This window comes from Sphingobacterium sp. GW821-FHT03E03 (assembly GCF_059420745.1).
Window position 1 is genome coordinate 121123 of sequence record NZ_JBWKUH010000012.1, and the last position, 25004, is coordinate 146126.

The following is a 25004-nucleotide window of genomic DNA, read 5'->3' on the forward strand; positions in this document are numbered from 1 at the left end:
TCAATTAAAAGAATTAAAAACTTGCTGAAAGACCAAAGGCAAAAGATTTGCTGATTGGTTGTGCATAATAGCTGCCGTAGGTCTCCGGGTCAAAGTATCCTTCGTAATTCGCGCCGAAAACAAATAGGTTGCGTCCTTCGACGTTGAAACGCAAATTACTTGCGCCAATTTTTTTACTCACCGCTGCCGGGAGCGTATAACCTAAACGAATGCTATTGATACGGACATAACTCATTTTCTTGGCCCAGATATCATACTGATTAAATGAATTGATTGGGTCATTGCTTTCCATCCAGCCATAGGCCATCCAACGCTCATTTAATTCCGAACTGATACTTCCCAATGCCGGCAACGCAGCTTTGCCCTGTAGAGCCGCCAACAGATCCTTCGTATAATTTTGCCCACGATCTACTTTAGCTGGATTATAAGTCGGTGTACGGCTTACCCAACGCTCTAAATTGAACACAGCTGAAATTGCCAGATCAAAATTCGCATACCGGAAACGGTTGGTCATACCACCAATAAACTTCGGATCCTTGCTGCCCAAATATTTAAATTTGGAACGATAGGTGGCAGCTGTCATGTCTGTTTGAGACATATATCCTGGCAAGAAATCTGCCCAAGGATCATATAAGCCGTAAAATTCTTCAAAGCTCGAAACTGATCCATCCTGATTTCTGAACTGCATCACACCGTCTTTATCCAATCCCGCCGTTTCCAGTACATATAGCCCATTGATCGGACGGCCTTCCTGTGTATCTGGCGCATAGGCTTTGGGATTATTCATGACCTTCAATAATTTATTATTATTGTGTGCAATATTAAAATCCGTAGACCAGGAGAATTTTTCGGTCTGAATCTGACGGCTCGAGATCGTCAACTCCACTCCCTGATTTCGCGCTGAAGCCCAGTTGACCTGAACGTCCTGGAAGCCATTTTCCATAGGTAATGCGCTATTTGCAATAAGGTCTGTGCTTGTTCTATTGTAGTAATCAACTGTAATATTCAGTCGATTTTTCCATAGACCTAAGTCAATCCCCGCATTATAAGATTTTGTGCGTTCCCAGCGTAATTTATCATTTGCAGGCATATCAACCACAACTGAGCCTTCAGGATAACCTGGAAGTATAGTCGAATTTTCGTACTTTCCAACAATAAACGGATAGGTATTGCGATCCACATTCCCCTGAATACCATACGAGGCACGCACACGGAGATCAGACAAGACTGTTTTTCCCTTGATGAATTCCTCCTCCAGCACATTCCATGATCCAGACAAAGACCAGATCGGCAAGAAACGATACTTCGGATCTACCCCGAACATATTGGACCCATCATAACGTATGCTACCGTATACATTGTACTTGCGGTCAAATGTATAGGTCGCATTCCCGTAGAAGGAGGCGTAGGAGTTTTCGATCAATCCTTTTTTATATTGCACAAATCTAGCGTCATCCTGATAGTTGCTGTTCGGAAAAACAATATTCTGTGTTGTCAACGTTGCCGGATTATATCCAAAACCTTTGGTCGCGGTCATTTTATTTGTACTGCGACGCAGTTCTGTTCCGCCCATCAGTTCCAGCTCATGCTTATCATTCCAGGTTTTAGCGTACTTGAGGTAAGTTTTCCAGTTGTATTGGAAGACACTGTTGTTTGTATTTTCGATCTTACCTCCTGTTGGCAAAAAGTATTTGTACGTTTTGGTTGTCGAATCATAATACCTTGTTGCAGCGCGCAATTTACGGGTATTATAGCTTTCCTGATCGGCAAATCTTTCCGTGCTATTTTCGTCAAACTGCAAGCCAAATTCGCTGCGTAGAGACAATTGCGGAATAATGGTATACTCCAGGTAACCAATGGCCTTTAAAGCTTTGTTTGTTAATGCATATCTGGTATTTTCCCGTTCTTCTACGGCGTTAAAAGGAATATAAGTATCTTTTTCATAGCCTTCGATATCCGGATCATAATTATATTTAACCGATTGGTCACGTACGGTCAAATAAGGATTGACCAAGCGCATATAGTTACTTGGATTGGTAAAGGCGTCATCATCCTGGATCGGATTCTGTCTATTTGAAACTGACCCCAATAGATTGATTCCCGCTTTAAACCGGTCATTGATATTGAAATCATTATTTAGCGTCAATGAATAACGACGTAGATCTGCTCCTTTAGTTGCTCCTTTTTCATCATAAAAGCCGCTGGACAGATAATAACGATGTCCATCATTACCGCCAGAGATCGAGGCCGAATACTGTTGGTTTAGGGCCTGCCGATAAAGTTCTTTTCCCCAGTCCGTTTGCTGTAAACGCAATTGATTGATGGATTGCTGTATCTCTAGCGATAAAGCAGCTAATCCACCGGAGCGATAAGCATCCAGTGCGTTTGCTTTGTCCAAGATACGCATCACCGCTCCTTTGTCCGTCCGGTAATTTAAATCGGTCCGGTCGGCCATCAGCAGCTCAAAATCCACCTTCTCGTTGGCATTCATCAAGTTGAGCTTAGCAAAGTCAGGGCGTTCGGTCACAAAGGTATTTGCGGAGATCTGCAATTTTGCCGGTCCGGATTTCCCTCTTTTAGTGGTAATTACAATAACTCCATTAGCGGCGCGTGCACCATAAATCGAAGTTGCTGCCGCATCTTTTAATACGGTGATGTCTGCAATATCATCGGGATTGATTCCTGCGATCGGAAGATTATTCAGACTATTCAGGTTATCCTTATCAATTCGATTCGGCAATTCTGTCCCTTCTATGGGTAATCCATCAATAACCCACAATGGATCCTGTGTACCATTGAGTGAAACCGTACCGCGGATACGGATCTGCGGAGCACTATTGGGGCCACCGTTAAAATTACTCAACTGTAGACCAGCCACCTGCCCCGCCAGCATTTCATCAATAGATGCAACACCTGTCTGCTTGATGTCAGCGACATTAATTTTATTATATGCTGTTGTATTTTTACGTTTTTTGATGTCGGTATACCCTGTTACGATTACTTCATCCAGTGATTCACCACTCGGTTGCAGCAAAATCGTCTTGTGATCCTGAAATACCGGCACTTGAATACGTTGGTACCCCACATAACTAATCGTGACGTATTTTAAGTTTCCCGGAACTTTTAGGCGAAATTCGCCCGATGCATCAGTTAATGAACCCAATGCAGACTGTTGCACCTGATTGGGTACACCGATGTCTTCGGCTACTGCCGAACTTTCGACTACAACCGTCGCCCCCACGACTGGCTTTAATGTGACCGCATCCAGTACCTTTCCTTTCAGCTCCTTGGATTCCTGTGCATGTGCCATTTGCACACACATGAAGGTCAGCGGTATTAAAAACTTATTCATTTTGGTAGATGTTGATATAATAGATGTTAATATATTAGTTCAATTCTAGGGTATTTGCAATACGCAATTGCAGATCCATATAATGTGCTTTTGTTGTGGCGTCTCCAGTCCGTTGTTTCTGTTTCAACAATTGGTATATCTCATACAATTCAGCACGTTTATACGTCAGCATATCCGATGTACGGATCATTCCCGTTACATGTACATTACGTAAACCCGTTTGAGCAGAAGCTGTATGATGCGGATGCAAGCACAAATTAGGTTGAGTTCCTTCGATCAATTGTTCGACACCTGCTAATTTCTTGGCATTTAATTTTTCCATGGACTTATTCGTAGAAACCATCAGTACATCCACGTAATTCTGTTGCAACATGCGTGTTTTAAGATCCAACGCCTGTCCACTGAGCGTTTTTGCAAAAATCTCTTTGCGTACCGATGCCAAAAATGCAGGTGCACTCCAGGCCTTCTTGTCGCCAAAGAGGTTCTCCATTTCGACCATACGCAATAGACGCTCATCGTTGACCAATTTGTAGAGCATGGCATATTGAAATTCGCGCTGTAGATTATAAGGTGCATATTCAAACGGTCCCATAGGTGAATCTCTTAAAGGGAAAGTTTTCGCCATCAGTTCCGGAACAAATAACCACTCCGGCATATAAAACACATTTTTCTTTAAATATTCCAGCGCAGCTACCTGTTTCTCTTTGGGTACTGGGCTATATGCATTTTTTTGGTCGCCCAAAACAGCATTTTCAAGATAAATACCACCAATATTATTGAGCACATGGTCAGCGTAAGCATACCATTGACCAACGACACCCATGTATAATTTACCGGCACGATAATAGTCATCCCCCGTATTTGTGGTCCAGTTGATGATATTCGGCATCATGCGACGCAAATTTTTCATCCCATATTCACCAGCTTTCATTGCATCATCACCCAGATCTTCGGATTGTGCCCTTGGATCCACAATATTTTTGGAATCTTGTTGTTCACCGTAATGATAAATCGGGTCATGTACATGGGCATCAATTTCTTTCCGCAACAAAGGTATTTCATCCCAAGGCTGCGGCTTGCCGTACCAGCGGTAAGCCCATCCAATAGCATATTTGTCATAGGTTCCGATCACGGGTGTAATCTGTTCAACACCATCTTCAGGTTGCGCCACGTAGTTGAAGCGCGCATAATCCATGATCGATGGTGCCGTACCGCCCATTTTTGCGGTAAAGCTTTTGCTACGGAGTGAATCTACCGGAAAACTTGCCGACGAACCCATATTGTGCATCAGACCCAAAGTATGTCCAATCTCATGCGAAGAAACAAAACGAATAGCATGGGCCATTTTTTCGTCCGAGAATACATTCGATCGCACTGAAGTATCCACGATACCTGTTTGTATCCGCATCCAGCTATTTAGGATCGTCATCACGTTATGCCACCAGATAACATCCGCCTCCAAAATTTCTCCGGAGCGAGGATCCACTACAGATGGTCCCATTGCATTGGCCTGCGCTGACGCAGCGTATACAATAGAAGATACATTTGCATCATCTGGATCAAATTTGATACTATTCGGTTGTTGTTTTGCCAAAATCGCGTTTTTAAAACCTGCTGCCTCAAATGCTTCCTGCCAGTCATGAACCCCATCGATGATGGCTTGTCGCCATTGTTTTGGCGTGGCCGGATCCAGATAAAAAACAATAGGTTTCTTCGGTTCTACCAATTCACCTTTCAGGTAACGAGCTTTGTCCTCATCTTTCGGTTCCAGTCGCCAACGGTTAACCAGATTTTTTTTATCCAGTTCCTGTTGTTTGTCGTTAAAGTACCAACGTGGCGATGTAAAAAAGCCAATACGGGGATCCGCAAAACGCGCCACCATAGGCGTTTCAGGCAGCTCATAAAGGTTACTTGTAACCTCTAATGAAACCGGCACCGATTCATTTCCTTCCGTTACTTTTGTTGACAACACCGACTTCACAACAATATTATTGGAATACGATTTAATTTCTTCGATCGTGGATATACTGGTTTTAGGAGAAGTACCTAAACCCAAAGAGGTGAAAACATCTGTAAAGCTCTTTTCCGATCCGTCAAACACTTTATTGACTTTGATCACCACAGCACTTGAGTCTTTTGAATAACTCTCGACTTTAAACGATTCGATGTAAGAAGGACGATAATTATCGTAGACTGATGCGGCAATCGCATCAGCTTTAGGCACTTCTACCTGAGGTTTAATCTCCGAAACCCATACTTCTTTCTTCTCTTTGCGCAGGGTAAATCGAATGACTTTATTTTCATAGTTCATTCCCTTATTTACACCAGCCTCATTCAGCGCCAAAGGAACGGAAGACAATTTTTGGATCAGGAGAATGTCCTGTCCCATTTTTTTCAATGGAATTTCAAAGTAATAATTATTTTCCTTTCGGATCACACCAAACATGCCGCTATCCACGCGCGCGTCTTTAAACAGTTTGTCATAGGCAATCGTCGTATCTTTCTTGGCGGTAGAATCTTTCGCAGAGGTAACAGTCTCTTTTTTTCGTAAACCTACAGTTTGCAATACAGAACAAGATTGCATGAGGCCTGCTGAAAACAAGAGGCTAAGGGCTAGCTTGGTATAAGTGTTGTTCATTTAGAATAATTATTTCTGAGTGCTGTTTTTCAATAGCATACATGCATTTGTTGCACCCGGTGTGTTTTTCAATGGCATCGAAGCGATCATCTACTCATGATAGGTCTCTTGTCAAGCGCTATTGAGCTGAAGATCATTTCATCCGAATAAGATTAGGTTAATCTTGCAATTAAATTCCTAGATCAGGAGCCAAATTTGTTAAAAATATTGTACAGAATCACCTCAAAAGGGACGAGCCCGCATTTCTAACGTATGAACACGTGCATCGAAACTATGAACACGTGCTTAACAGACTTGTCCCTATGCTATTTTAACGATCCAACAAGGGTAAGTTGACAAAAAAATGTCCTTCTTCTGTTCCAAAGTCAAAGCCATCCAACGTATAGTGGGCATACATAGATACCAAGTAATTAAGTCCATATCCTTCACCTTCCACCTCCGTCCCCTGTCGTGCCTGCCAATTGTTGCTTACTTTGATGATGTTGGCGTCCGATAAATAAACAATATGGATCTGAAGTGGATTTTCCGTCGAAATCCGTGTATGTTTGATCGCATTTTCCACCAGCATCTGCAGGGCCAGACGGGGTAGCTTAGCTCCCATCACATCTATTGGAATGGAGATCTCCATATCCTTCAACGCTATTCCAAAACGCACCTGCTGCAAAAAGAAATAAGCTTTTGCCAGTTCCAGTTCCTCTTGTAGCGAAGACCAGTCCGACTCGTCCGTACGCAGCATTTTACGATAGACCTTTGTCATCTTGCCAACGAATGACTTGGCCAGATCATTATCTTTACCGATGAGATATTGAAGTGAACCAAACGTGTTGAACAAAAAATGTGGATTGATCTGTTGCCGCAATTGAACTAGACGCATCTGCGTATATTCATTTTCCTGCTGTAAAGCCATTAATTTGAGCTGCTGAATTTTGCGCCGCTCCAACACATTAAAATAGATAAGTGCTATTGCTACAAGCATCAAACCAACACCAAGTAAAATACTATAGGTCATCACCTCCTGGACTTCCTCCTCAATAGTCAATAACAAGACGCTTACCCGAATTTCACCACCCACAAAAATAATGGAACAGGGGTAGGAAGTAACCATCACATCCAGCTTTAGGTAATCCGACTTGACGATCTTTCCTTGTGTAATAATATCACTATCCTTCGGGCGCCCCCATTTTCGATTTTCAGGTGAAACAATGCAGATCCCCTTATCACTATATATTTCAAAATAAGCCCTTCTTCCAAAATAGAGATTGGCGAAATAAGCATTTAATTTTTCAATATCGACATAGACATGGTATAAACGATGTTGTATTGTACGCGTTTTAAGCAGTATCCACATCCTATTATCGACACGGTCCAAGTGACTAGCCGGAATGAGGATAAGTAAGGAATCGCGACGGATATCCCCTGATGGTACGGCATCAACCAATCTTTTCTCAGACGTGTATAGCTCCTGTTGTAACAATTCCAGCTGCTTATTCACCAGCAACATGTTTTCATCGGCAAAATCTACCAATATTCTTTTATTCAGTCGATCTATTTTATGGTGGATAATACCGAGCAGCCCCCCACCTATCAACAGCAACAAAAGCAAACAGAAAATGAGGATGGTACTGTTTTTCTGTTCTGCATTTTTAAATCGAAAATTCACCCTGCAAAAATACAGGAAAATTTTCGAGCAATACAAAACTACCTGATAAGAAAGGACTTTGCCCACTCATTTGTCAATAAAAAATCACATATTTCTTTAGTAGTATCAAAATAAATCAGTCTATCAATGGACTTTAGCAATAATTTTCGGACTTTTGTAGCCACAAAAAAACAACACTGTGTCAAAAGCAACATTTCTAAAGCTTGCCAAACGAATCTCTATCGGGTTAGTAAGCTTCATAGCACTATTCATTCTTTGTATATTATCCATTCCCTACATCTTCGAAAAAGAAGTAAACGACAAAGTTAAGTCGTTGGCAAACGAGCATATCAATGGGGAACTCAACTATACAAAGGTCAGATTGACCTTCTTTGATCAATTCCCACTATTGACAGCGTCGATGGATGACGTGTTGTTAAAGGGCTCTGAGCCATTCAAAAAAGACACCTTGCTTGCCGCCAAACAAGTAAGCTTTGGAATTGACCTCATGAGCTTGCTCAAATCAAAAATCATCATTGACAAGTTTATCGTTAACCAGGGGAAGATCAATATTTTGGTTGATTCCTTAGGTAACGCCAACTACAACATATACAAGTCTACACCAACAGATTCCACGAAGGCAAAAGATAATTCCGAGAGCAGTGCACTGGCCTTTCAGCTGATTAAATTTGAAAAGACCAATCTGCATTACGAAGACCAATCTATTCCACTGTGGATTGATGCAAAAGATCTGGACTACGAGGGTAAAGGTGATCTGATGTCGAATATCTTTGATTTGAATACCAGAGCCAAGATTGCCGCTTTTTCTTTTTCTTTTGACAATGAACTCTATGTCGACAAAAAATCAATTGATGCCAACTTATTGACGCGTATCAACACCGATAACTTATCATTTATCTTCGAACGAAATGATATCAAGATTAACCAACTACCAGTAAGATTCCGGGGCTTATTATCCTTTATATCGCACGGTTACCACCTGGACTTCAAGTTAAAATCCCAGGAGAGTACCCTGAGTGAATTGTTGTCACTGGTTCCCAATAGTTATGCATCATGGATAAAAGATCTATCGGTTAAGGGCACTTCCGAAGTATTTGTGAATTTAGTTGGTGACTATATTGTTGACAATAATGAGATGCCCGATTTATCCCTGGGATTGACCATCAACAACGGATATCTTGCGTATAAACAGTCCGGGAATCCACTAACAGACTGGAATGCAAAATTAAGGATAGATCTCCCCGCATTGAATCTCGATTCCCTCAAGGTAGATCTTCATCAATTTGATTTTAAAGTCGCTTCCGGTTATTTCAATGCAAAAGGTCAGATCGCCGGACTACATCCAGTTACGGTGCACGCAGATATGCAAAGTGACCTGGACCTGGGCATCCTCCATTCCTCTTTGCAATTCCCGGGATTCTCCTTCGGAGGTCGCTGGAATCTCGACGCAAAGATCCATGGAACCTATGCCAAAGCCATACGCAAAGTCGGTCTTCAAAAGCGCGAACAGGAGTACATTGCTTCCATACCGACATTTGACATTAAAAATACCCTCACAGATGGACATTTCAAATTGGCCGATCTCCCTAAAGGACTTGAAAAAATCGCGTATCGCTTAGAAGCGAAAGATCCGGATGGAAAAATGAAAAGTGCGTCCATTTCTATTCACGACATCTCGATTCAAGCACTCAGCAACTATATTAAAGGTTATGTTTCGATAACAGATTTCAACAAAATTGCGGTACAGTCTGATCTCAAAGCCTTATTCAATTTGGCCGATATCAAAAGCTTCTACCCGATCAAAGATATCGAACTGGCAGGGCTGATCGATGTAAACCTCAATGCAAAAGGTTATGTTGATCTCAAACGGAATATTTTTCCAGAGACCAATACCTCCATTGTGATGAAAGATGGGTTTATCAAATCCAAGGAGTATCCTATTCCCATGGAAAATATACATGTTGAAGCATTCGTAAATAGCGAGAAAGGATCTTTACGTGATTTGAGCGTCAAGATACTCCCCGTTTCATTTACCTTCGCCGGGGAACCATTTTTCCTAAATGCAGATCTGCGCAATTTCAATAACATCAACTATAATATTCAGTCCAAAGGAAAACTCAACCTTGGTCCTATCTATAAGTTTTTTGCTTTGGACGGAACCAATGTTGATGGCTTTATCCACACAGATTTCAGTCTCAAAGGTCTCCAGAGCGATGCGACAAGTGGCCGTTATGCCAGACTCCACAATAGTGGACGCATCAACATCGGTAAGATCCAGGTACAGACAGATCTACTCCCTCAACCTATTGCGATCAAGAGTGGTGATTTTAGCTTCCATCAGGAGAAAATGAACTTTGACAGATTCCTGGTCAACTATGGTAGAAATTCGATCTCCGTAAAAGGTTACATGAATAATATCATCAACTACCTGACAAATAGCAACGCCGCTTTACAGGGACAGTTCACGCTCAACAGTAAAAAAATCACTGTTGATGACTTCATGGTTTTTGCAGATACTCCTTCAGCAGCATCCTCCTCTTCGGAGACAGGTGTGGTCCTTTTGCCTAAAAATCTTGATGTTCAGGTACTGGGTCTGGTTAACAATGTGTTCTACAACAACATGAACATCAAAGATTTCAAGGGGGACCTACAGATCAAAGAAGGCAAACTGGCGCTCAACAACACCTCTTTTGAACTCGCAGGACTAAAAGCAGCTATGAATGGAAATTATAGACCAATAAATCCCCGTAGAGCCACATTCGATTATGCTGTAAAAGCGGACAGCTTTGATATTCAACGTGCCTATAAAGAAATTCCAATGTTCAGAGAGATGGTCACTGCCGCCAAAAACGCATATGGCCTTGTATCACTGGATTATAAATTAGGCGGTTTATTAAATGGTAATATGCAGCCTGTCATGCCCTCCATAGTCGGTGAGGGTAGCCTGACATTGAACCAGATTAAATTCAGGGGATTCAAATTACTGAATGGCATCAGCGAATCCACCTCAAAAGAAAAACTGAAAGACGGCGAAGTGAAAAAAGTCGTCATCAAATCCCATATCAAGAACAATGTCATGACCATCGAGCGTACCAAAATGAAGATGATGGGATTCAGACCACGATTTGAAGGCCAGGTTACATTAGATGGACGGATGAATCTAGGGTTCAGACTTGGACTGCCTCCATTTGGAATCTTCGGAATACCGATGCGCATCACCGGTACTGCCGATAATTTTCAACTTAAAATGGGAAAATACAAAGAGGAGGACCTCGATATGGACATGGACGATGAGGATAGCAAAGTATACAAAGAATCCCAAAAAGAAAAAACAGAGGCTACAAAATAAGTTGCGCTTCGGATAAATATAGCCCCCTATCACTGATCTTGTTTAATGAGATAATATCAGTGATAGAGGGCTACTCATTTATAGAAAGTTGGAACACTAAGACACATAAAGTAAAGACTATAAACAAAAAGACAACAAACGTAATACAGATTTAATATTACGTTTATCCAAATAATGGTTGAATCATTTAGTTTCGCAATTAGCATACAAACTATTTGCTATTCGGATTGTATACGATTACATAAACCTACATCGATGGTTCAAAGACAAACACTTGGATTGATTTTTATGCTTGCAGTGACAAGCGGCTGTCAGAAAAATGAAATAGCTACAGCGCCCATACAAACTGAAACAACTTCGAAACTTAAAGCGAGCACAACTGCTGCAGCTGTCAGTGTCAACAATTATGTCAATACCAGTACCTATATCAATTCAGGATTCAGTTTTCTAAATCCTTCCCAGGTAAACAAAAACCGTCAGGCCATTGGTGGGAGTGCTTACACCGAGGTATATGGGTTCAATATTCCCGAAGAAAATCGTGTTCGGGGTATCCGGTGGAATAGTGATGATGAAACCACATCCATCTGGCGGCCACAAGGGATTGCCGGATTCACAAAAGATGGAGTCCGTTATCTTTTGGTCAGCTGGTATGCTCGGAATAATGCTGAGCACAAAGGTTCCCGCATTACCCTGATCGACATTAGCCCAAGTTCGAGTACCTATCTGACCTACCGCCATATCCTTCTGGTTCAACCCGATATTCCTAGCGGAACGACAAGCCATACACAATATGGCACTTATGCTCCACTTAAAGTACATGCTGGTGGAATCGCCTACTTCAAAGGAAAAATATACCTGAGTAGCACAAATCTGGGCGTCAGGGTGTTCGATCTTGATAAAATTATTGAAGTCAGCACGGGTGATAATACCAGTGAAAAATGCGGAAAAGATGCCAATGGCAATTTATATGCATTCAACTATCGGTATATACTACCACAAATAGGATATCAAAAGATCAATAATGCCAGTCCCTTTTCAACTATTCAAGTCAATGATGAAGGAACCCAATTTTGGACTGGGCAATACTATGCCGGCAGCGCTGATGCCGCAATCGTACCCCAAGTTTTTGGCTTTCCCATTGATGCAGATGGTAAGCTCCAAAATTCAGGGATTGTTACAGTCACACCAAAAAACAGCCTATTTACTGATAATCATGCACATGGAATCCAAGGGGTATTCCGAAAAGGAAACCGGACATGGCTATCCTGCACAGGATCTCCGAGCGATTCCTACGGATCCAATGCAAGATTGGCACGCTACAGCGATGGCGCAGATGACACCGTCCGTTACAGATGGCCCTATGGTGCCGAATCCCTATATTATGAAGCAACTTATGGTTATCTCTGGAGTCTGACCGAATTTGAACCCAATGCCGGGGCACAGAATGGCAGTCAAGTCAATCGCTGTATATTTGCCGTAGATTTTTCCAAGTATGAATAGTTCCATCTTAACAGGTTGATGAGCAAAATATAAATATCGTAATTTAAGAATGTAACGAGATTTATTATCTTTAATACTGTAATTAAATCAATCGAAGCTATGCGTTATTTAACAAGTATACTATTTGCATTATTGGCCATCTACAGTTGGTCAAGTTTTAACACCGTTCAAAATCAGCAAAATCCATTATATGGAAAAATATTTCGGGAGATTAATGAAATTCCGGGATTGGCCAGCTATGCCCATGCATCAGGTGCAGTAATAGACGCAAACAAAAGTGCAAGTGGTGACTATCGCTTTGCTGCGGGATATTATACCAGCGATAAAAACGGGATCTGTATTTTAAATGAACTACTTGATGACAAGGAGAATGGAAAGGGCCAAGTGAAATATAAGATCTTGGATACAATCAATATTCGTAAGCTCAAAGCCAACGAACAACTTAGCCTTTGCAACTGTAGGATAGGCAACAAATTTGACAGCGAAATCGTTGCTATTAGCGTTGTCGAGGAGGACAAAGAATATTTCAACAAGATCCTCAAAGCTTAGCGATTGAATACCAAGACTGGAAAGATAGATCCAATACAAAATACCAAAACAATCAATTGTGCCAATGAGGGCTATGGTATTTAAGCATAGTTATGGCCTTTAACTTAAATCAGGCCATCTGTTTTCAACCTATCAAAAACATGCAACACACCGATAACCTGAATAGGTTCGCGTAAATAATCTTCATGGGAGAAGTACTTCACTTCTCCTATTTCGTTACTTGGTTGTATCGTTTCCGTAAGTGGATATAGAAAACAATCCTGCTCCATGATCACCTCAGGGATCATACCATAGGCTGGAGCAGTAATATGGCAATAGTACGAAATCTTTTGGGGGTCAAGATCTATGTTCAATTCCTCTGAAATCTCACGACGGAGTGATTGTAAAGAATCCTCCCCCGCATCTATTTTACCACCTGGCAGGTACCAAGCTTTTTTATTATTACTATAGGCCAGTAATATTTTGTTGTCCGCTATACTAATCAATCCGGCTGTTGGTAAACCCTTTGTAATTGTCGACATCTGTTTCCGTGTATCTATCTAATTTAAAGTATCTGTTGTGAAATTACTTTTTTGACGTCATTAATACAAGAAAAAAGCTAAACTCACTCATTCAAAAAATATCCCCTCAGACACGATTCATTAATAGAATACCGACCTGGAATGCGACATGCAGTTCTTCACGAATTACAACTGATAGGCAATTTCCTTTATTCGCATAAAAGGCTACAGTATACAGTTCTTCATTACTATCCCATGTGATAAGAACGGTTTTGGAAATAACGGCTATTTTTTTCAAGCAATTTCTTTAAGCTCCTTAAAAAAATCTGTGCATGTTCCATTGTAAAGCTTAACGGTGGCAGCAGCCTTAATGTATAAGCACCGGCATACCCAGTAAAGATCTTCTCGTCAAATAGCAGCTCCTGTCGCAGTTGTTGTATATCGGCATCAAACTCTACACCGATCATCAACCCTTTACCCCTAACCTCAGCCACAGCAGCGATATCCTTCAATTCACGCATTAAAAAACCACCTACCTGCGCCGCATTATCAATCAGCTTTTCATCGCGGATAACCTCCAATACCGCTATTGCAGTAGCGCAGGCCAGATGATTACCACCAAAAGTCGTCCCCAATTGTCCCATGTGTGGATTGACAACAGGAGAAATAATAGTCGCAGCCATGGGGAAACCGTTGGCTATTCCCTTCGCCACTGTAATCAGATCTCCCTTTATTCCGGCATGCTGGTGCGCAAAAAACTTTCCGGTGCGGCCATATCCCGATTGGATTTCATCGAGAATAAGCAATGTACCTGTGCTTGTACAGATCGCTCTGACTTCCTGTAGAAATTCATCTGTTGCTACCTGAATTCCGCCTACTCCTTGGATCGGTTCCATAATCACTGCACAATATGCCTCGGTTTCCAGCTGTTTTCTCAAACTGGACAACTCATTGAAGGGGCTGAAAAAGTAATGACTATTGTCATTTACAGCAGCTCGGAGCTTTGTGTTATCAGTCGCTGATACGGCACCAGAGGTTCTGCCATGAAAGGCATTAGATAACGATAGCACCCGTTTTCTACCAGTGAAAAACGAGGCTAGCTTCAGGGCATTTTCATTTGCTTCGGCACCAGAATTCGAAAAAAACACCGCATAGTCGGTGTATCCGCTCATCAGGCCCAATTGATGCGCCAGTTGATGCTGCAAATCATTAAATATCGTATTCGAATAGAAGCCAATGTTGTTCAGTTGCTGCAAGGTGCTATTGACAACATGCGGATGTGTATGTCCCACAGCGACAACAGCATGTCCGCCATACATATCCAAATAGGCCTCTTGCTGATGGTCATATACGAAACAGCCAGCCGCACGTTCAATCTGGATATCTAATTTTTCAAATACAGGAAATGGTTTCATCAAATGGTCGAGATTTATTTAAACCCAAAAATCGGATTAAATCCTGCCTTACAGGTAGTCCAGAATCAATTTAAAGCAAATAGTCCAGCTACCATCCGTAGAAGTAAACATCTCATCTCAAACCCAATACCCGGAGAGCAAATCTAATCGAATCATCGTAAAGGGTTTCAATCCAAAAGAACAATTGTATCTTTGGGTGGATTACCCAATAAAATTAACCCATGCTCAGACCCTGGAATTTGACAATGGAGATAGACCGATCTTCCACAAAAGCGATTTATTTACAACTAGCCGATAGTATTGCCGCTGATATACAGTCGGGCAGACTAGCTCGTGGTACTGCCTTACCGAGCAGTAGAGTGCTTGCCACACAGTTGAAGCTAAACCGTAATACGGTTGTTGAAGCTATCCAACAGCTCCTGAGCGAAGGATGGGTCGTGAGCCAACAGCGTCGTGGGATTTTTGTGGCCCAGCAGCTTCCGCCGTTGCTTTCCAAAGCTGAAAGTTCCACCCAAAGTATAGCCGTATCGACTCTTCAGGCACCATTGCGCATTATCTTTGATGATGGTAATCCAGACAGCAAGATTGCTCCGATCGACCAGCTCGGACGCGCCTATCGACAGATTTTCAAACGGAGTGCCCGTTGGAAGATGATGGGCTACGCCGACCCAAGAGGACATATTGATTTTAGGCAAGCCATCGCCGACATGCTCAACCTGGAACGCAATATGAATATCACCTTGGACAACTTATGTATCAGTAGAGGAAGCCAAATGGCTATGTATCTTATTGCTCAATGTCTACTGGAAAAGGATGACTATATTTTCGTTGAGTCTCCCGGCTACCACTCTGCCTGGAAGATATTCGAGCATACCGGAGCAAAACTTATACAAATCCCTGTTGATATGGAGGGTATCATTGTCGAAGAAATGATATCCCATCTAAAGGATAAAAAAAATATCAAAGCTCTTTACATTACACCGCATCGACAATATCCGACAACGGCTACGTTAAGCCCCGCCCGCAGGTCAGAGCTGATCCAATTATCCAATGAATATGGATTCACGATTATTGAGGATGACTATGACTACGAATTTCATTTCGACCACACACCATACCATCCACTGGCTTCGGCTGCCGAATTACAACATTCGATCTACATCGGAACATTGAGCAAAGTCGTAGCTCCTGCACTTCGTATAGGCTATCTTGTCAGCAAAAATGAACATTTATTGCAAACTATTGCCCAACTACGTTATCTCATCGATATACAAGGCGATAATATTATGGAGCAGGCTGTTTTGGAACTTATTCAGGACGGCACAGTAAGAAGACATATACGCAAAGCAACCAACTATTATCGAAGCAAGCGTGACTTTATGATCAAGCAACTAGATCTCCATTTAGCAGAGCATGTAAGTTACCATTGTCCCCAAGGTGGATTAGCGGTATGGCTTGCTTTCAAACATCAAGTAGACTGGACATTGCTCTTCAAAAAACTGAAAGAAAAATCAATCCATATTCCACATCCCGATAACTATCATAAAGACAATAGTTACGACGGCTTGCGCCTAGGTTATGGGTCCATTTCCGAAGAGCTGATTGAAGAGGGAATCAGGACCCTGGCAGAGCTGCTCAAACTTGCACGGATTTCCGGATAAGTGCTCTAATACGCCAAAAATTGCTAGACCGTTTTGACCTTTTGAAAAGACAGAAAAGATTAAAATTTCGACAAAGATACTGCCAACAGCATATAATTTCGCCTGATCAAGACCAATTAAAAGAATAGTATAGGATAAAAGTTAAAAACGGTTAATTTTATTCAAAAACGTAATTATTTTGTCAAAAACCTATCTTTTCAGCGTTTAGTTGTACAAATTAACCGTAGTTTTACGGCGCAAAATCACAACTTGACTAATTTGTAAGATTTGGCTGTAGAAAAAGAGAGAAAAGAGTACATTATTTTATGACTGAAAGAATACCGAGCAGGCCGTATGCAGCAATAACTGGGGTTGGTGGATATATCCCACCAAACAGAAGATCCAACACCGATTTAGAGCAGTTTTGCGAGACCTCCGATGAATGGATTATCAAACGTACGGGAATTAAAGAGCGAAGGATATTGGATGAAAATCTTGCCACATCGGACATGGCCGTCAAAGCTATTCAGGATTTAGCAAAACAATATAATAAAGATTTGCGGGAAGTAGATGCGCTTATCGTAGCAACATCTACACCAGATATGCCCATGCCAGCAACGGCTAATATTATTCTCGAAAAATTAGGACTGACCAATGTATGGGCATTTGATGTCAATGCCGCTTGTTCAGGTTTCCTCTATGCTTTGGATATGGCTTCGTCGCTTGTGGAGACACAACGTTACAAAAATGTGCTTGTTGTCGGTGCAGATAACATCAGTACCTATGTCGATCTAAAAGATCGTTCCACTAATATTCTATTCGGAGATGGCGCTGGCGTAATTTGGCTTGAACCTTCAATTGAAGGTGGCGTTATGGATGCCTACTTGCGTAGCAATGGTGCTGGACGTGAATTTTTGAAGATCGAAGCCGGAGGTTCCCTCTACCCGATCGACAGCAGCCTTCCAATAAATGACAACCGTTTTCTCAAACAAGATGGTAAAACAGTCTTCAAACACGCTGTTCAATCGATGAGTGATGCCTGCAATACCGTTTTACAGCGCAATAACTTACAGATTGAAGATATCAACTGGTTAATTCCACATCAAGCCAATCAACGTATCATCGACGCAGTTGGTCGTAGCCTCAATATTCCTGAAGATAGGGCACTTAGTAATATCGAATATCTAGGTAATACCATTGCAGCGACCATCCCTTTGTGTATCTGGCAGAACATTAAAAAACTAAATACCGGTGACTTAGTGATGCTGACTGCTTTTGGGGCAGGATTCTCTTGGGGAGCGAGTCTATTTAAATGGATGATTTAAACGATCAAAACCTGGTCTGTTAAAAGAACCGGAAAACATAAAAAAGCGCCAGAAATTTAACGATTTCTGGCGCTTTCTTTTGTGCTGTCCACGATAGAGAAAATCTGCTTAAAAACATGGGATTTCCAGAAAACAAAGGGCCTACAAATTCATATCAACAAGTATATTAATAGCGAACTAATAGGGACATTACCCGGATCTCATTCGGATAAAAGCGTATAAAGTCCGGGTAAAATCCGAATAATTTAACAATCAGATCTATATTATTTAAGGAAATAGTCCCAACCTGCCCCTTATTAACCAGTAACAGAGAAAAATAAAATCCATGGGTGAGATTATGTCCACACCGCATTAAGAAATTCCTTTCGTTAATAATTCAACGATAGTCCCACACCAAATCCCATATCACTATCGTAATGTGTTCTGAAGGCCATATTCTTCGTGATGATATAATTCAGTCCGGCCATATACTCAAGATCCGAGTTGACCATAAAATCGCCACGTATTCTTCGTGAAATCGGGATATCCTCCCGCATCATTTGCAATCGGACAATACCGTCATGATACACTTCGGCCTGAAAATTCACCAGCATCGGTAGCGTATACATAAAACCCAGACTCACCGCTTTGCGGCTATCTTTTTTATTTGCCTGACCGAAGATATTCTTTTCATGTTCATCGTCGCCCATTCGGCGGTAACGGTAATCAAAACCTACAAAAGGCATAAACCACTGCATCTTTCCGAAAAATCGTCCCAAGTGTGTCTCCACCTCGTAACCATGCATGTCGTTGTACCCCAATCGCCATTCCGATCCCAGTTGCCAGCGTGCATTCTGGAACATCGCCTGGCCATCATTTCCGTTGGTCGCAAAATCATTCTGCGCCATAAAATGTGTCATATTGCTTTCATGTTGCAGCTCCTTATATGCTTTGGCTTTATCGGGTAGATATGGATTTTTATAGTCATCCACAGCAAACACCCGGTTCATTCCGGCCATCATATGGTATAAAATATGGCAATGAAAAAACCAATCACCTTCTTCATTTGCCAAAAACTCAATGGTATCTGTTTCCATTGGCATGATATCGACCACATTTTTCAATGGAGCCTTTGCTCCTTTGCCATTCAGCAGTCTAAAGTCAAAGCCATGTAAATGAATCGGGTGGCGCATCATTGAGTTGTTGTAGATAGTAATCCGTAGCACTTCCCCTTTCTTCACCGGAATCTTATCGGTCTCCGAAAGAATTTTATTATCCATGCTCCACACATAGCGGCTCATATTTCCTGTAAGGGTAAATTTAAGATCCCGCACAGGAGCGTTCTTCGGCAATTCAGTCCCATGGGGAGATTCCAGCATCGCATAATTCAATGTGACGATATCACCCAGTGCATTCGCATTGTAACGGTTTGGATCCTCATCGGCCTTCATCTTCCCGTTATCCATACCACTATGCTTGCTGCGATCTTCCTTTTTCTTTCCATCTCCGGTGATTTCAGAATACATGACGACATTCATATCCATCTGATTCAGGCTCATATTCATGCCCATATCATTCAGATTACCGTCCATCTTCATCATGTCATTCATCATCTTCATTCCCTCAAAATATTTGAGACGAGGGAGTGGAGAAATCAATTGCTTGATGCCATTACCAACAAAATAACTTGCCGATTGCGTCCGATCCTCCGTTGTCGCCATAAACTCGTAGGCTGTTCCTTCATTCGGAATCGTCACGACCACATCGTAGGTCTCCGATACAGCGATCATCAGCCTATCCACTTCCACAGGTAGCACATCATTACCGTCATTAGCAACCACGGTAATTTTCCCACCCGCATAGCGTAGCCAAAAATAAGATGAAGCACCACCATTGGAAATCCGTAAACGTACCTTATCTCCCGCTTTCAATTTTTTCCCATCCACCTCTTTTAAATCCGTAGAATGAGCACCGTTCAACAGTATCTTGTCGTAATACACATCACTGACATCCATGGCGAGCTGACGCTTCCATTCATTGGTGATTTTCGTTCCAAACTTGCCCTCTTTGATCGCCTCCGCATAAGATTGGGTAGCCCCTTTTTTAATGGCGGCCCAGTCATTTCCCGTATGTAACATCCGCTGGATATTATCCGGATTATAATTTGTCCATTCACTTATGATTAACGGAATGGTAGGTAAATCATCTATTCCTTTGCGAAAAGTCTTATCATCCGCACGTTTGTTCAAAATAAGGCTGCCGTACATACCGATCTGTTCCTGCAAGCCTGAGTGCGAATGATACCAGTGAGTTCCATGTTGAATAATTGGGAAACGATAGGTATAAGTCGAGTTCGGCTTAATCGGCTCCTGCGTCAGATGCGGTACACCATCCTCTTTGTTCGGAAGAAAGATACCATGCCAGTGCAGTGATGTACTTTCTTTCAGTTCATTGTGAACCACAATTTCCGCTGTATCTCCTTCGGTAAATGTCAACGTCGGCATAGGAATCTGCCCATTTACGGAAATGGCCCGTTTTGCTTTGCCTGCATAATTCACAATGGTATCCCGAACATACAGTTCGTGACGCACCACCTTCTGTGCAAATACAGCGGCCTGGGTCATCAATAGTAAAACAATTATTAATATATTTCTCTTATTACTCATTTTCATGCGATTACTTCATTAAAACTCCATTATTTTTAGGTCCCACACCATACTGATAGACCAGCCGTGCGCCATGGTGTCCTGTGATAAATAGTGTCACAGACAAACTTATCAACAAAACCACGATCAAATAGTTTGTCCAGATGACTTTACTCCATCGCAGTGCTACCAAACGTACAACGGTGGTTATCCCCGCCAGCCAGAAGCTGATCCAGGCATAACGTTGGTGGATATCAAAAACGGCAAAGACTTCTTCATCGGCATCCCCCGAAATATGGGATGCTGTCTGAATTGCTGCAAAAGCCCCTATTGTTCCCAAAAACAACAGAATAAAAGTCAAGATATTTAGCTCCAGCCGATATCGACTATAGCATACAGCCACCACCTGACTGAGCAAGGCTAAAAGCAGCAGCACTATAGGGAAATGAACCACCAAAGGATGCAAGTTGGGAAATCCTTCAAACAACTTTTCCATCACTCTATTGAATAGTCTCTACAGTAGATCCACAGGTAGGCATTGATTTACCCAGATAAGGATTGTCGATTGCCTTTTGTTTGCTCAACCAATGCGCACCTTTACCCTCATTATACATCGGGCAATGCTGGTAATAGATCGGAGCATCCGGCCGCACTACTTTTAGCAATGCGTACATATTTTTGGATAGCGTCACGAAGTGCTCACGTTGATGTCCATTTTCATCAATCCCCGCGATATGTTCTGTATCAAAGGCCAATTTCCGTTGATACTGTTTCCAGGCAGCAGCAGTAGCGGTCTCCAGCTTGGCGGCATCGATCTTCGCAACCACAGCCTCCATCTTTTTTGCAGCCTGCTGCGCCGTCTGTCCATTATCTCTCGCCAGCGCATCTTTTAATTCAAAGTAAGCACTGTAGACCTCATCAAGAGACCTGTCTTTTGCGACTGGAGCATCGGCCTTTGTCTTAGCAGCAGTTTCAGTAACCTCGGCTTTTGCTGTTGTATCTGCTATCCCAGCTGTATCCTCTTTCGCTTTATCTATAGCAGCCCCCGTCTCCTCTGCTTCCTTCGCCGTATCTGCGGCATGTGTATGATTCGATTTTGAGTTGTTGCAAGCAGCAAGTGTCATTGCTGCAACTACAATCAGTATCATTCTTTTCATTTTAAGTCTATTTATTGGTTTATATTTTCGACGTATTTCCGATAATTTTCTTCGTTTTCAAAATAAGAAACCTCACCCTGATCACCCGTTATGGCAATAGCTGCATTGGCCTTATCAACCTCTTTCTTGGACCAGGGATCAATAGCAACACGAACAGCGGCTTCTTTAGGGATTCGTTCCTTACACATTTCACAGCAGCCATAATAAGCCTTGCCCTCATGTTTGACCAGCAGTTGTTTCTTGGCCATAAAAGCATCGTTGACCATACATACCTCTTCAGTAGGTACGAGATCTCCTTTTTTGTACTGCTTTGCAGCAGCCGCCACACACCTCGTTGTATCCCTTTCTGAACTCGTAAGCGCTGCTTTTGAATTGCTTTGTGGATTGGTGCATGCCGTCAATATGAGGACAAACACCGCTATAATAGCAACTAAATATTTCATTGGGCTTGCTATTTAATTAAGCGTTTCAACTGTACTTCCACAAGTAATCATTTGCGATCCGTAGAATGGATTTTTAACGGCCTTTTCCTTGCTCAACCAATTTGCACCTTTCCCCTCGTTAAACATCGGACAATGTTGATAGTAGACAGGACTTCCGAAAGACCCCACTTTGACCAGTTCATAAAGCTTCGTCGAAAGCGAGGCAAATGCCACACGTTGTTTGGTCACATCCTTACTCTTCGCAATGGTTGCAGCATCAGCAATCAAATTGTTCATCACCTTCATCCAGACAGTATGTTCAGCGGATACAAGCTTATTCATATCCACGGCCTTGATCGCTTCCTGCAATGCAGCGGCCTTGGTCGCTGCTGCCTGGGCATCTGTCTTGACCAGCGCATCTTTTAAAGCAAAGTATTGATCGACCACATTTGTCAATTGTGTAACTTTTCCGGTTACCGCAACAGCAGCTGTAGTATTTTGATGAGCTGAATGGTTTGTTTGCCCTGACTGAAGTTGTCCCCCATGTTCTATAGTTGTTGCAGTCTGCGATTTTGAAACAGGTTTTAATGTTCTTGTGTATTGATCTGCTTTGGGCAATTTGGCATAAGCATCGTCAGGTGCCAGAAACTTCTCACTGTCAAATCCTGCTAAGGCAATACGTTTTAAAACCTCATCTTCGCTTGTTTTTGAAGCATCATAAGTGATCGTCGCGATTTTAGTTTCCTGATTCCAGTCTACTTGGGCGGTCTTTCCGGCCCTGCCTTCCTGCTCGATGACAGTTTTTGCCGCAGGGGTATTTCCGAAAACTTTTACAGTTGCTGTTTTCGCATTTTTGATCTGTGCCTGTATAGTGCTATTGGTCAGTAATACTAGGGTTACTAAGCCAATTATTGAAATGGATTTCATCTATAAATATTTATTGATAGTGTTTGTTTTCATTGCTCTCAATGAACCCGTTACACTCGGTTTATATTTTAATAACTATAGGATATCCCCCTAAAATTTGATTCGTATTTATACTTTTCAAATAAGCTTATTTTATAACGAATAAATTTTAAATAAATGATAATAAAAACTTCGTCAGCAGCCAGCTATTCATCACTAAAAACTGTAGACCATCACTAGATCATGTTATCCAATGGGTGTTTTCATTTCACGCATTAAAAGGGTTTTTGAACGCCGATGGCGATCCAAAAAGACGTAGCATGGGCTACCATCGATGATTAGGCTATTTTGGGAGGCTGCCAGATCGAAAAATAAGCATCCGAGCAAAAAGTTTGCTTGTACAACGTATACAATTTGAGATGATCTGTATCTGATGGCAAAATAAGATCTACTTCAGAAAAAGAGATCATCGGATTACATTGCATAGAAGTACGACATGATTTTTCGGCACAGTGTTTACCACAGTCATCGCCGTGATCACTTGAAGTTCCTGAATCCTGCTTTTTATCTTTACAGCAATCTTTCGTATCGGTATCCCTCACATCTTGCGCTTTGTCAGTATGCTTTGGATCTTGATCGCTATCCTTTACATCTGCACCTTTTTCCGTACAACAGGATTTCTCCTCCTGCTTCGGTTTTTCGGGTGCTAAATGGCAGGCAAAACCCAGACTTGGTGCTAAAAATAGCCCCAAAATACAGATGACCAACAAGATGTTGACTTTTGCCCACATACGGATTGCAATTTATATTGTTTACGCTATGATACCTTAATTTACAGGAAACACTCCTGTATGTATATATAACGGGATAAAGATCGTTACTATTTCCCAAACCGTTGTTGTAATATTTTCACTTTATTTTATAAAATTTTTGACTGGGAATTCAGTCAGTTCATGCCTTAACGCTATTGCTCTATTTTTGTAAAGGTCTAGTTTCATTTTTCCAATTCCTTGATCCAGTTAAGCAGCAGCAAGCAGCCTGGTGCATAGACGGCCCCGTGATCAAAGCCCTGTAATTGGTATAAAGAGGTTTTTGCATGACCAACCTGCTTTAATATTGCTGCAAGATGCGCATTCTCTTCATATCGCGCGGGCAGCTCCAATCGCGCATCACCTGTGATCAATACAATAGGTGGCGCATCCTTCCGAGCAAAGGTTATTGGCGCATAGCGATCGATTTGTGGGATGACCATGGACTGTCCCCGTTCCTTTTTAATGGTGTAATGTGTATTGGTCTGACCACTGATGGGCGCCAGGCCTTTTATCCGATTCGCATCGACACCGTATTTGTGTAGATAGCTGCTATCCAGTCCCACCATTAAAGCGAGATACCCCCCAGCGGAGTGCCCTGACACATAGATTTTTGTCGGATCGCCACCATAGGAAGCAATATGGGAGAATGCCCAGGCAACAGCTTCTGCGGCATCGTCAATATAACCCGGTGCTTCCTCCTTAGGGCTCAACCGATAATTAACCGCGACCACAGCCACTCCTTTCTCTTTAAGCTCCAATGGAATAAATTTATTTCCCCCTTCCAATCCACCACCATGAAACCAAACAATCGTGGAAAAATCTTTTCGGTCGGTCGGAATATAAAGATCCAGCTTGCATCGTTCCTTTTTATACGCATCGGTATCGGTATTTTTACAATAACTGATATCTGCTATATTGCGGTATTTTTGTGCAAGGATCCTGTTCGAAGAAATCAATAAAAAGAATATAATGAGGAGTTTCGGAGACATAATAAATTGGTTTAAGTATTCACATTCATAAAGTTAACAAAAAGCCCACGAATTCCTAGCCTCTTAACGCAAAATTGTCTTTCCCCAAGAACAACCCACCAAGCTGACATCCCTTAATAATCTATTTAGGAGAATATGAATAATTATCTTACAAGGGACATAACAA

The 25004-nt window shown here is 41.9% G+C and carries 17 protein-coding genes; 5 read left to right on the forward strand and 12 right to left on the reverse strand.

The window, feature by feature from the left end:
• Positions 1-13: 13 nt before the first annotated feature.
• The 3 genes from AC07UV_RS14820 to AC07UV_RS14830 all read right to left on the reverse strand — a co-directional run bounded on the left by AC07UV_RS14820 (position 14) and on the right by AC07UV_RS14830 (position 7650).
• Positions 14-3352 carry a SusC/RagA family TonB-linked outer membrane protein gene (locus tag AC07UV_RS14820; protein WP_495184309.1) on the reverse strand — a complete coding sequence of 1113 codons (3339 nt, stop codon included), beginning with the start codon at positions 3350-3352 and terminating at the stop codon, positions 14-16.
• Positions 3353-3386: 34 nt separating this feature from the next.
• Entirely contained in the window at positions 3387-5990 is a 2604-nt protein-coding gene (locus tag AC07UV_RS14825) for a zinc-dependent metalloprotease (protein WP_495184310.1), read from the reverse strand.
• Between the two features lie 310 nt (positions 5991-6300).
• Positions 6301-7650, reverse strand: a complete 1350-nt coding sequence (locus tag AC07UV_RS14830; RefSeq protein ID WP_495184311.1) for a sensor histidine kinase — start codon at positions 7648-7650, stop codon at positions 6301-6303.
• 178 nt (positions 7651-7828) lie between these two features.
• Here AC07UV_RS14830 and AC07UV_RS14835 point away from each other — a divergent pair, with 178 nt between their 5' ends.
• The 3 genes from AC07UV_RS14835 to AC07UV_RS14845 all read left to right on the forward strand — a co-directional run bounded on the left by AC07UV_RS14835 (position 7829) and on the right by AC07UV_RS14845 (position 13048).
• The gene (locus tag AC07UV_RS14835) at positions 7829-10999 is read left to right on the forward strand and encodes a hypothetical protein (RefSeq protein WP_495184312.1); all 3171 of its coding nucleotides are present in this window, start codon (positions 7829-7831) and stop codon (positions 10997-10999) included.
• A gap of 255 nt (positions 11000-11254) precedes the next feature.
• Positions 11255-12499, forward strand: a complete 1245-nt coding sequence (locus AC07UV_RS14840; RefSeq protein WP_495184313.1) for a hypothetical protein — start codon at positions 11255-11257, stop codon at positions 12497-12499.
• A 99-nt stretch (positions 12500-12598) separates the two neighbouring features.
• Positions 12599-13048, forward strand: coding sequence for a hypothetical protein (locus tag AC07UV_RS14845; RefSeq protein ID WP_495184314.1), 450 nt, complete (start codon positions 12599-12601; stop codon positions 13046-13048).
• Between the two features lie 104 nt (positions 13049-13152).
• Here AC07UV_RS14845 and AC07UV_RS14850 read toward each other — a convergent pair whose 3' ends face one another.
• On the reverse strand, positions 13153-13569 hold the full coding sequence (locus AC07UV_RS14850; protein ID WP_282252780.1) for an NUDIX hydrolase: 417 nt from the start codon (positions 13567-13569) through the stop codon (positions 13153-13155).
• A 227-nt stretch (positions 13570-13796) separates the two neighbouring features.
• Positions 13797-14963, reverse strand: coding sequence for an aspartate aminotransferase family protein (locus tag AC07UV_RS14855; protein WP_495184315.1), 1167 nt, complete (start codon positions 14961-14963; stop codon positions 13797-13799).
• Positions 14964-15184: 221 nt separating this feature from the next.
• On the opposite strand from AC07UV_RS14855, the gene pdxR reads away from it, so the two are divergent.
• Together pdxR and AC07UV_RS14865 are read left to right on the forward strand one after the other, a co-directional pair.
• Positions 15185-16624 (forward strand): MocR-like pyridoxine biosynthesis transcription factor PdxR, encoded by a 1440-nt coding sequence (pdxR, locus tag AC07UV_RS14860; protein WP_495184316.1) that lies wholly within the window; start codon positions 15185-15187, stop codon positions 16622-16624.
• A 305-nt stretch (positions 16625-16929) separates the two neighbouring features.
• Entirely contained in the window at positions 16930-17928 is a 999-nt protein-coding gene (locus AC07UV_RS14865; RefSeq protein ID WP_282252776.1) for a beta-ketoacyl-ACP synthase III, read from the forward strand.
• Between the two features lie 368 nt (positions 17929-18296).
• Here AC07UV_RS14865 and AC07UV_RS14870 read toward each other — a convergent pair whose 3' ends face one another.
• The 7 genes from AC07UV_RS14870 to AC07UV_RS14900 all read right to left on the reverse strand — a co-directional run bounded on the left by AC07UV_RS14870 (position 18297) and on the right by AC07UV_RS14900 (position 24838).
• Positions 18297-20573 carry a multicopper oxidase family protein gene (locus AC07UV_RS14870; protein WP_495184317.1) on the reverse strand — a complete coding sequence of 759 codons (2277 nt, stop codon included), beginning with the start codon at positions 20571-20573 and terminating at the stop codon, positions 18297-18299.
• 10 nt (positions 20574-20583) lie between these two features.
• The gene (locus AC07UV_RS14875; RefSeq protein ID WP_282252772.1) at positions 20584-21048 is read right to left on the reverse strand and encodes a DUF2231 domain-containing protein; all 465 of its coding nucleotides are present in this window, start codon (positions 21046-21048) and stop codon (positions 20584-20586) included.
• A gap of 4 nt (positions 21049-21052) precedes the next feature.
• On the reverse strand, positions 21053-21709 hold the full coding sequence (locus tag AC07UV_RS14880; protein ID WP_495184318.1) for a DUF3347 domain-containing protein: 657 nt from the start codon (positions 21707-21709) through the stop codon (positions 21053-21055).
• Between the two features lie 11 nt (positions 21710-21720).
• The gene (locus AC07UV_RS14885) at positions 21721-22152 is read right to left on the reverse strand and encodes a hypothetical protein (protein ID WP_495184319.1); all 432 of its coding nucleotides are present in this window, start codon (positions 22150-22152) and stop codon (positions 21721-21723) included.
• Between the two features lie 12 nt (positions 22153-22164).
• Positions 22165-23058, reverse strand: coding sequence for a DUF3347 domain-containing protein (locus tag AC07UV_RS14890; protein ID WP_495184320.1), 894 nt, complete (start codon positions 23056-23058; stop codon positions 22165-22167).
• A gap of 317 nt (positions 23059-23375) precedes the next feature.
• Positions 23376-23828 carry a hypothetical protein gene (locus AC07UV_RS14895; protein ID WP_495184321.1) on the reverse strand — a complete coding sequence of 151 codons (453 nt, stop codon included), beginning with the start codon at positions 23826-23828 and terminating at the stop codon, positions 23376-23378.
• Positions 23829-24031: 203 nt separating this feature from the next.
• Positions 24032-24838: an alpha/beta hydrolase gene (locus AC07UV_RS14900; protein ID WP_495184322.1), complete on the reverse strand. Its 807-nt coding sequence runs from the start codon at positions 24836-24838 to the stop codon at positions 24032-24034.
• Between the last annotated feature and the right edge of the window lie 166 nt (positions 24839-25004).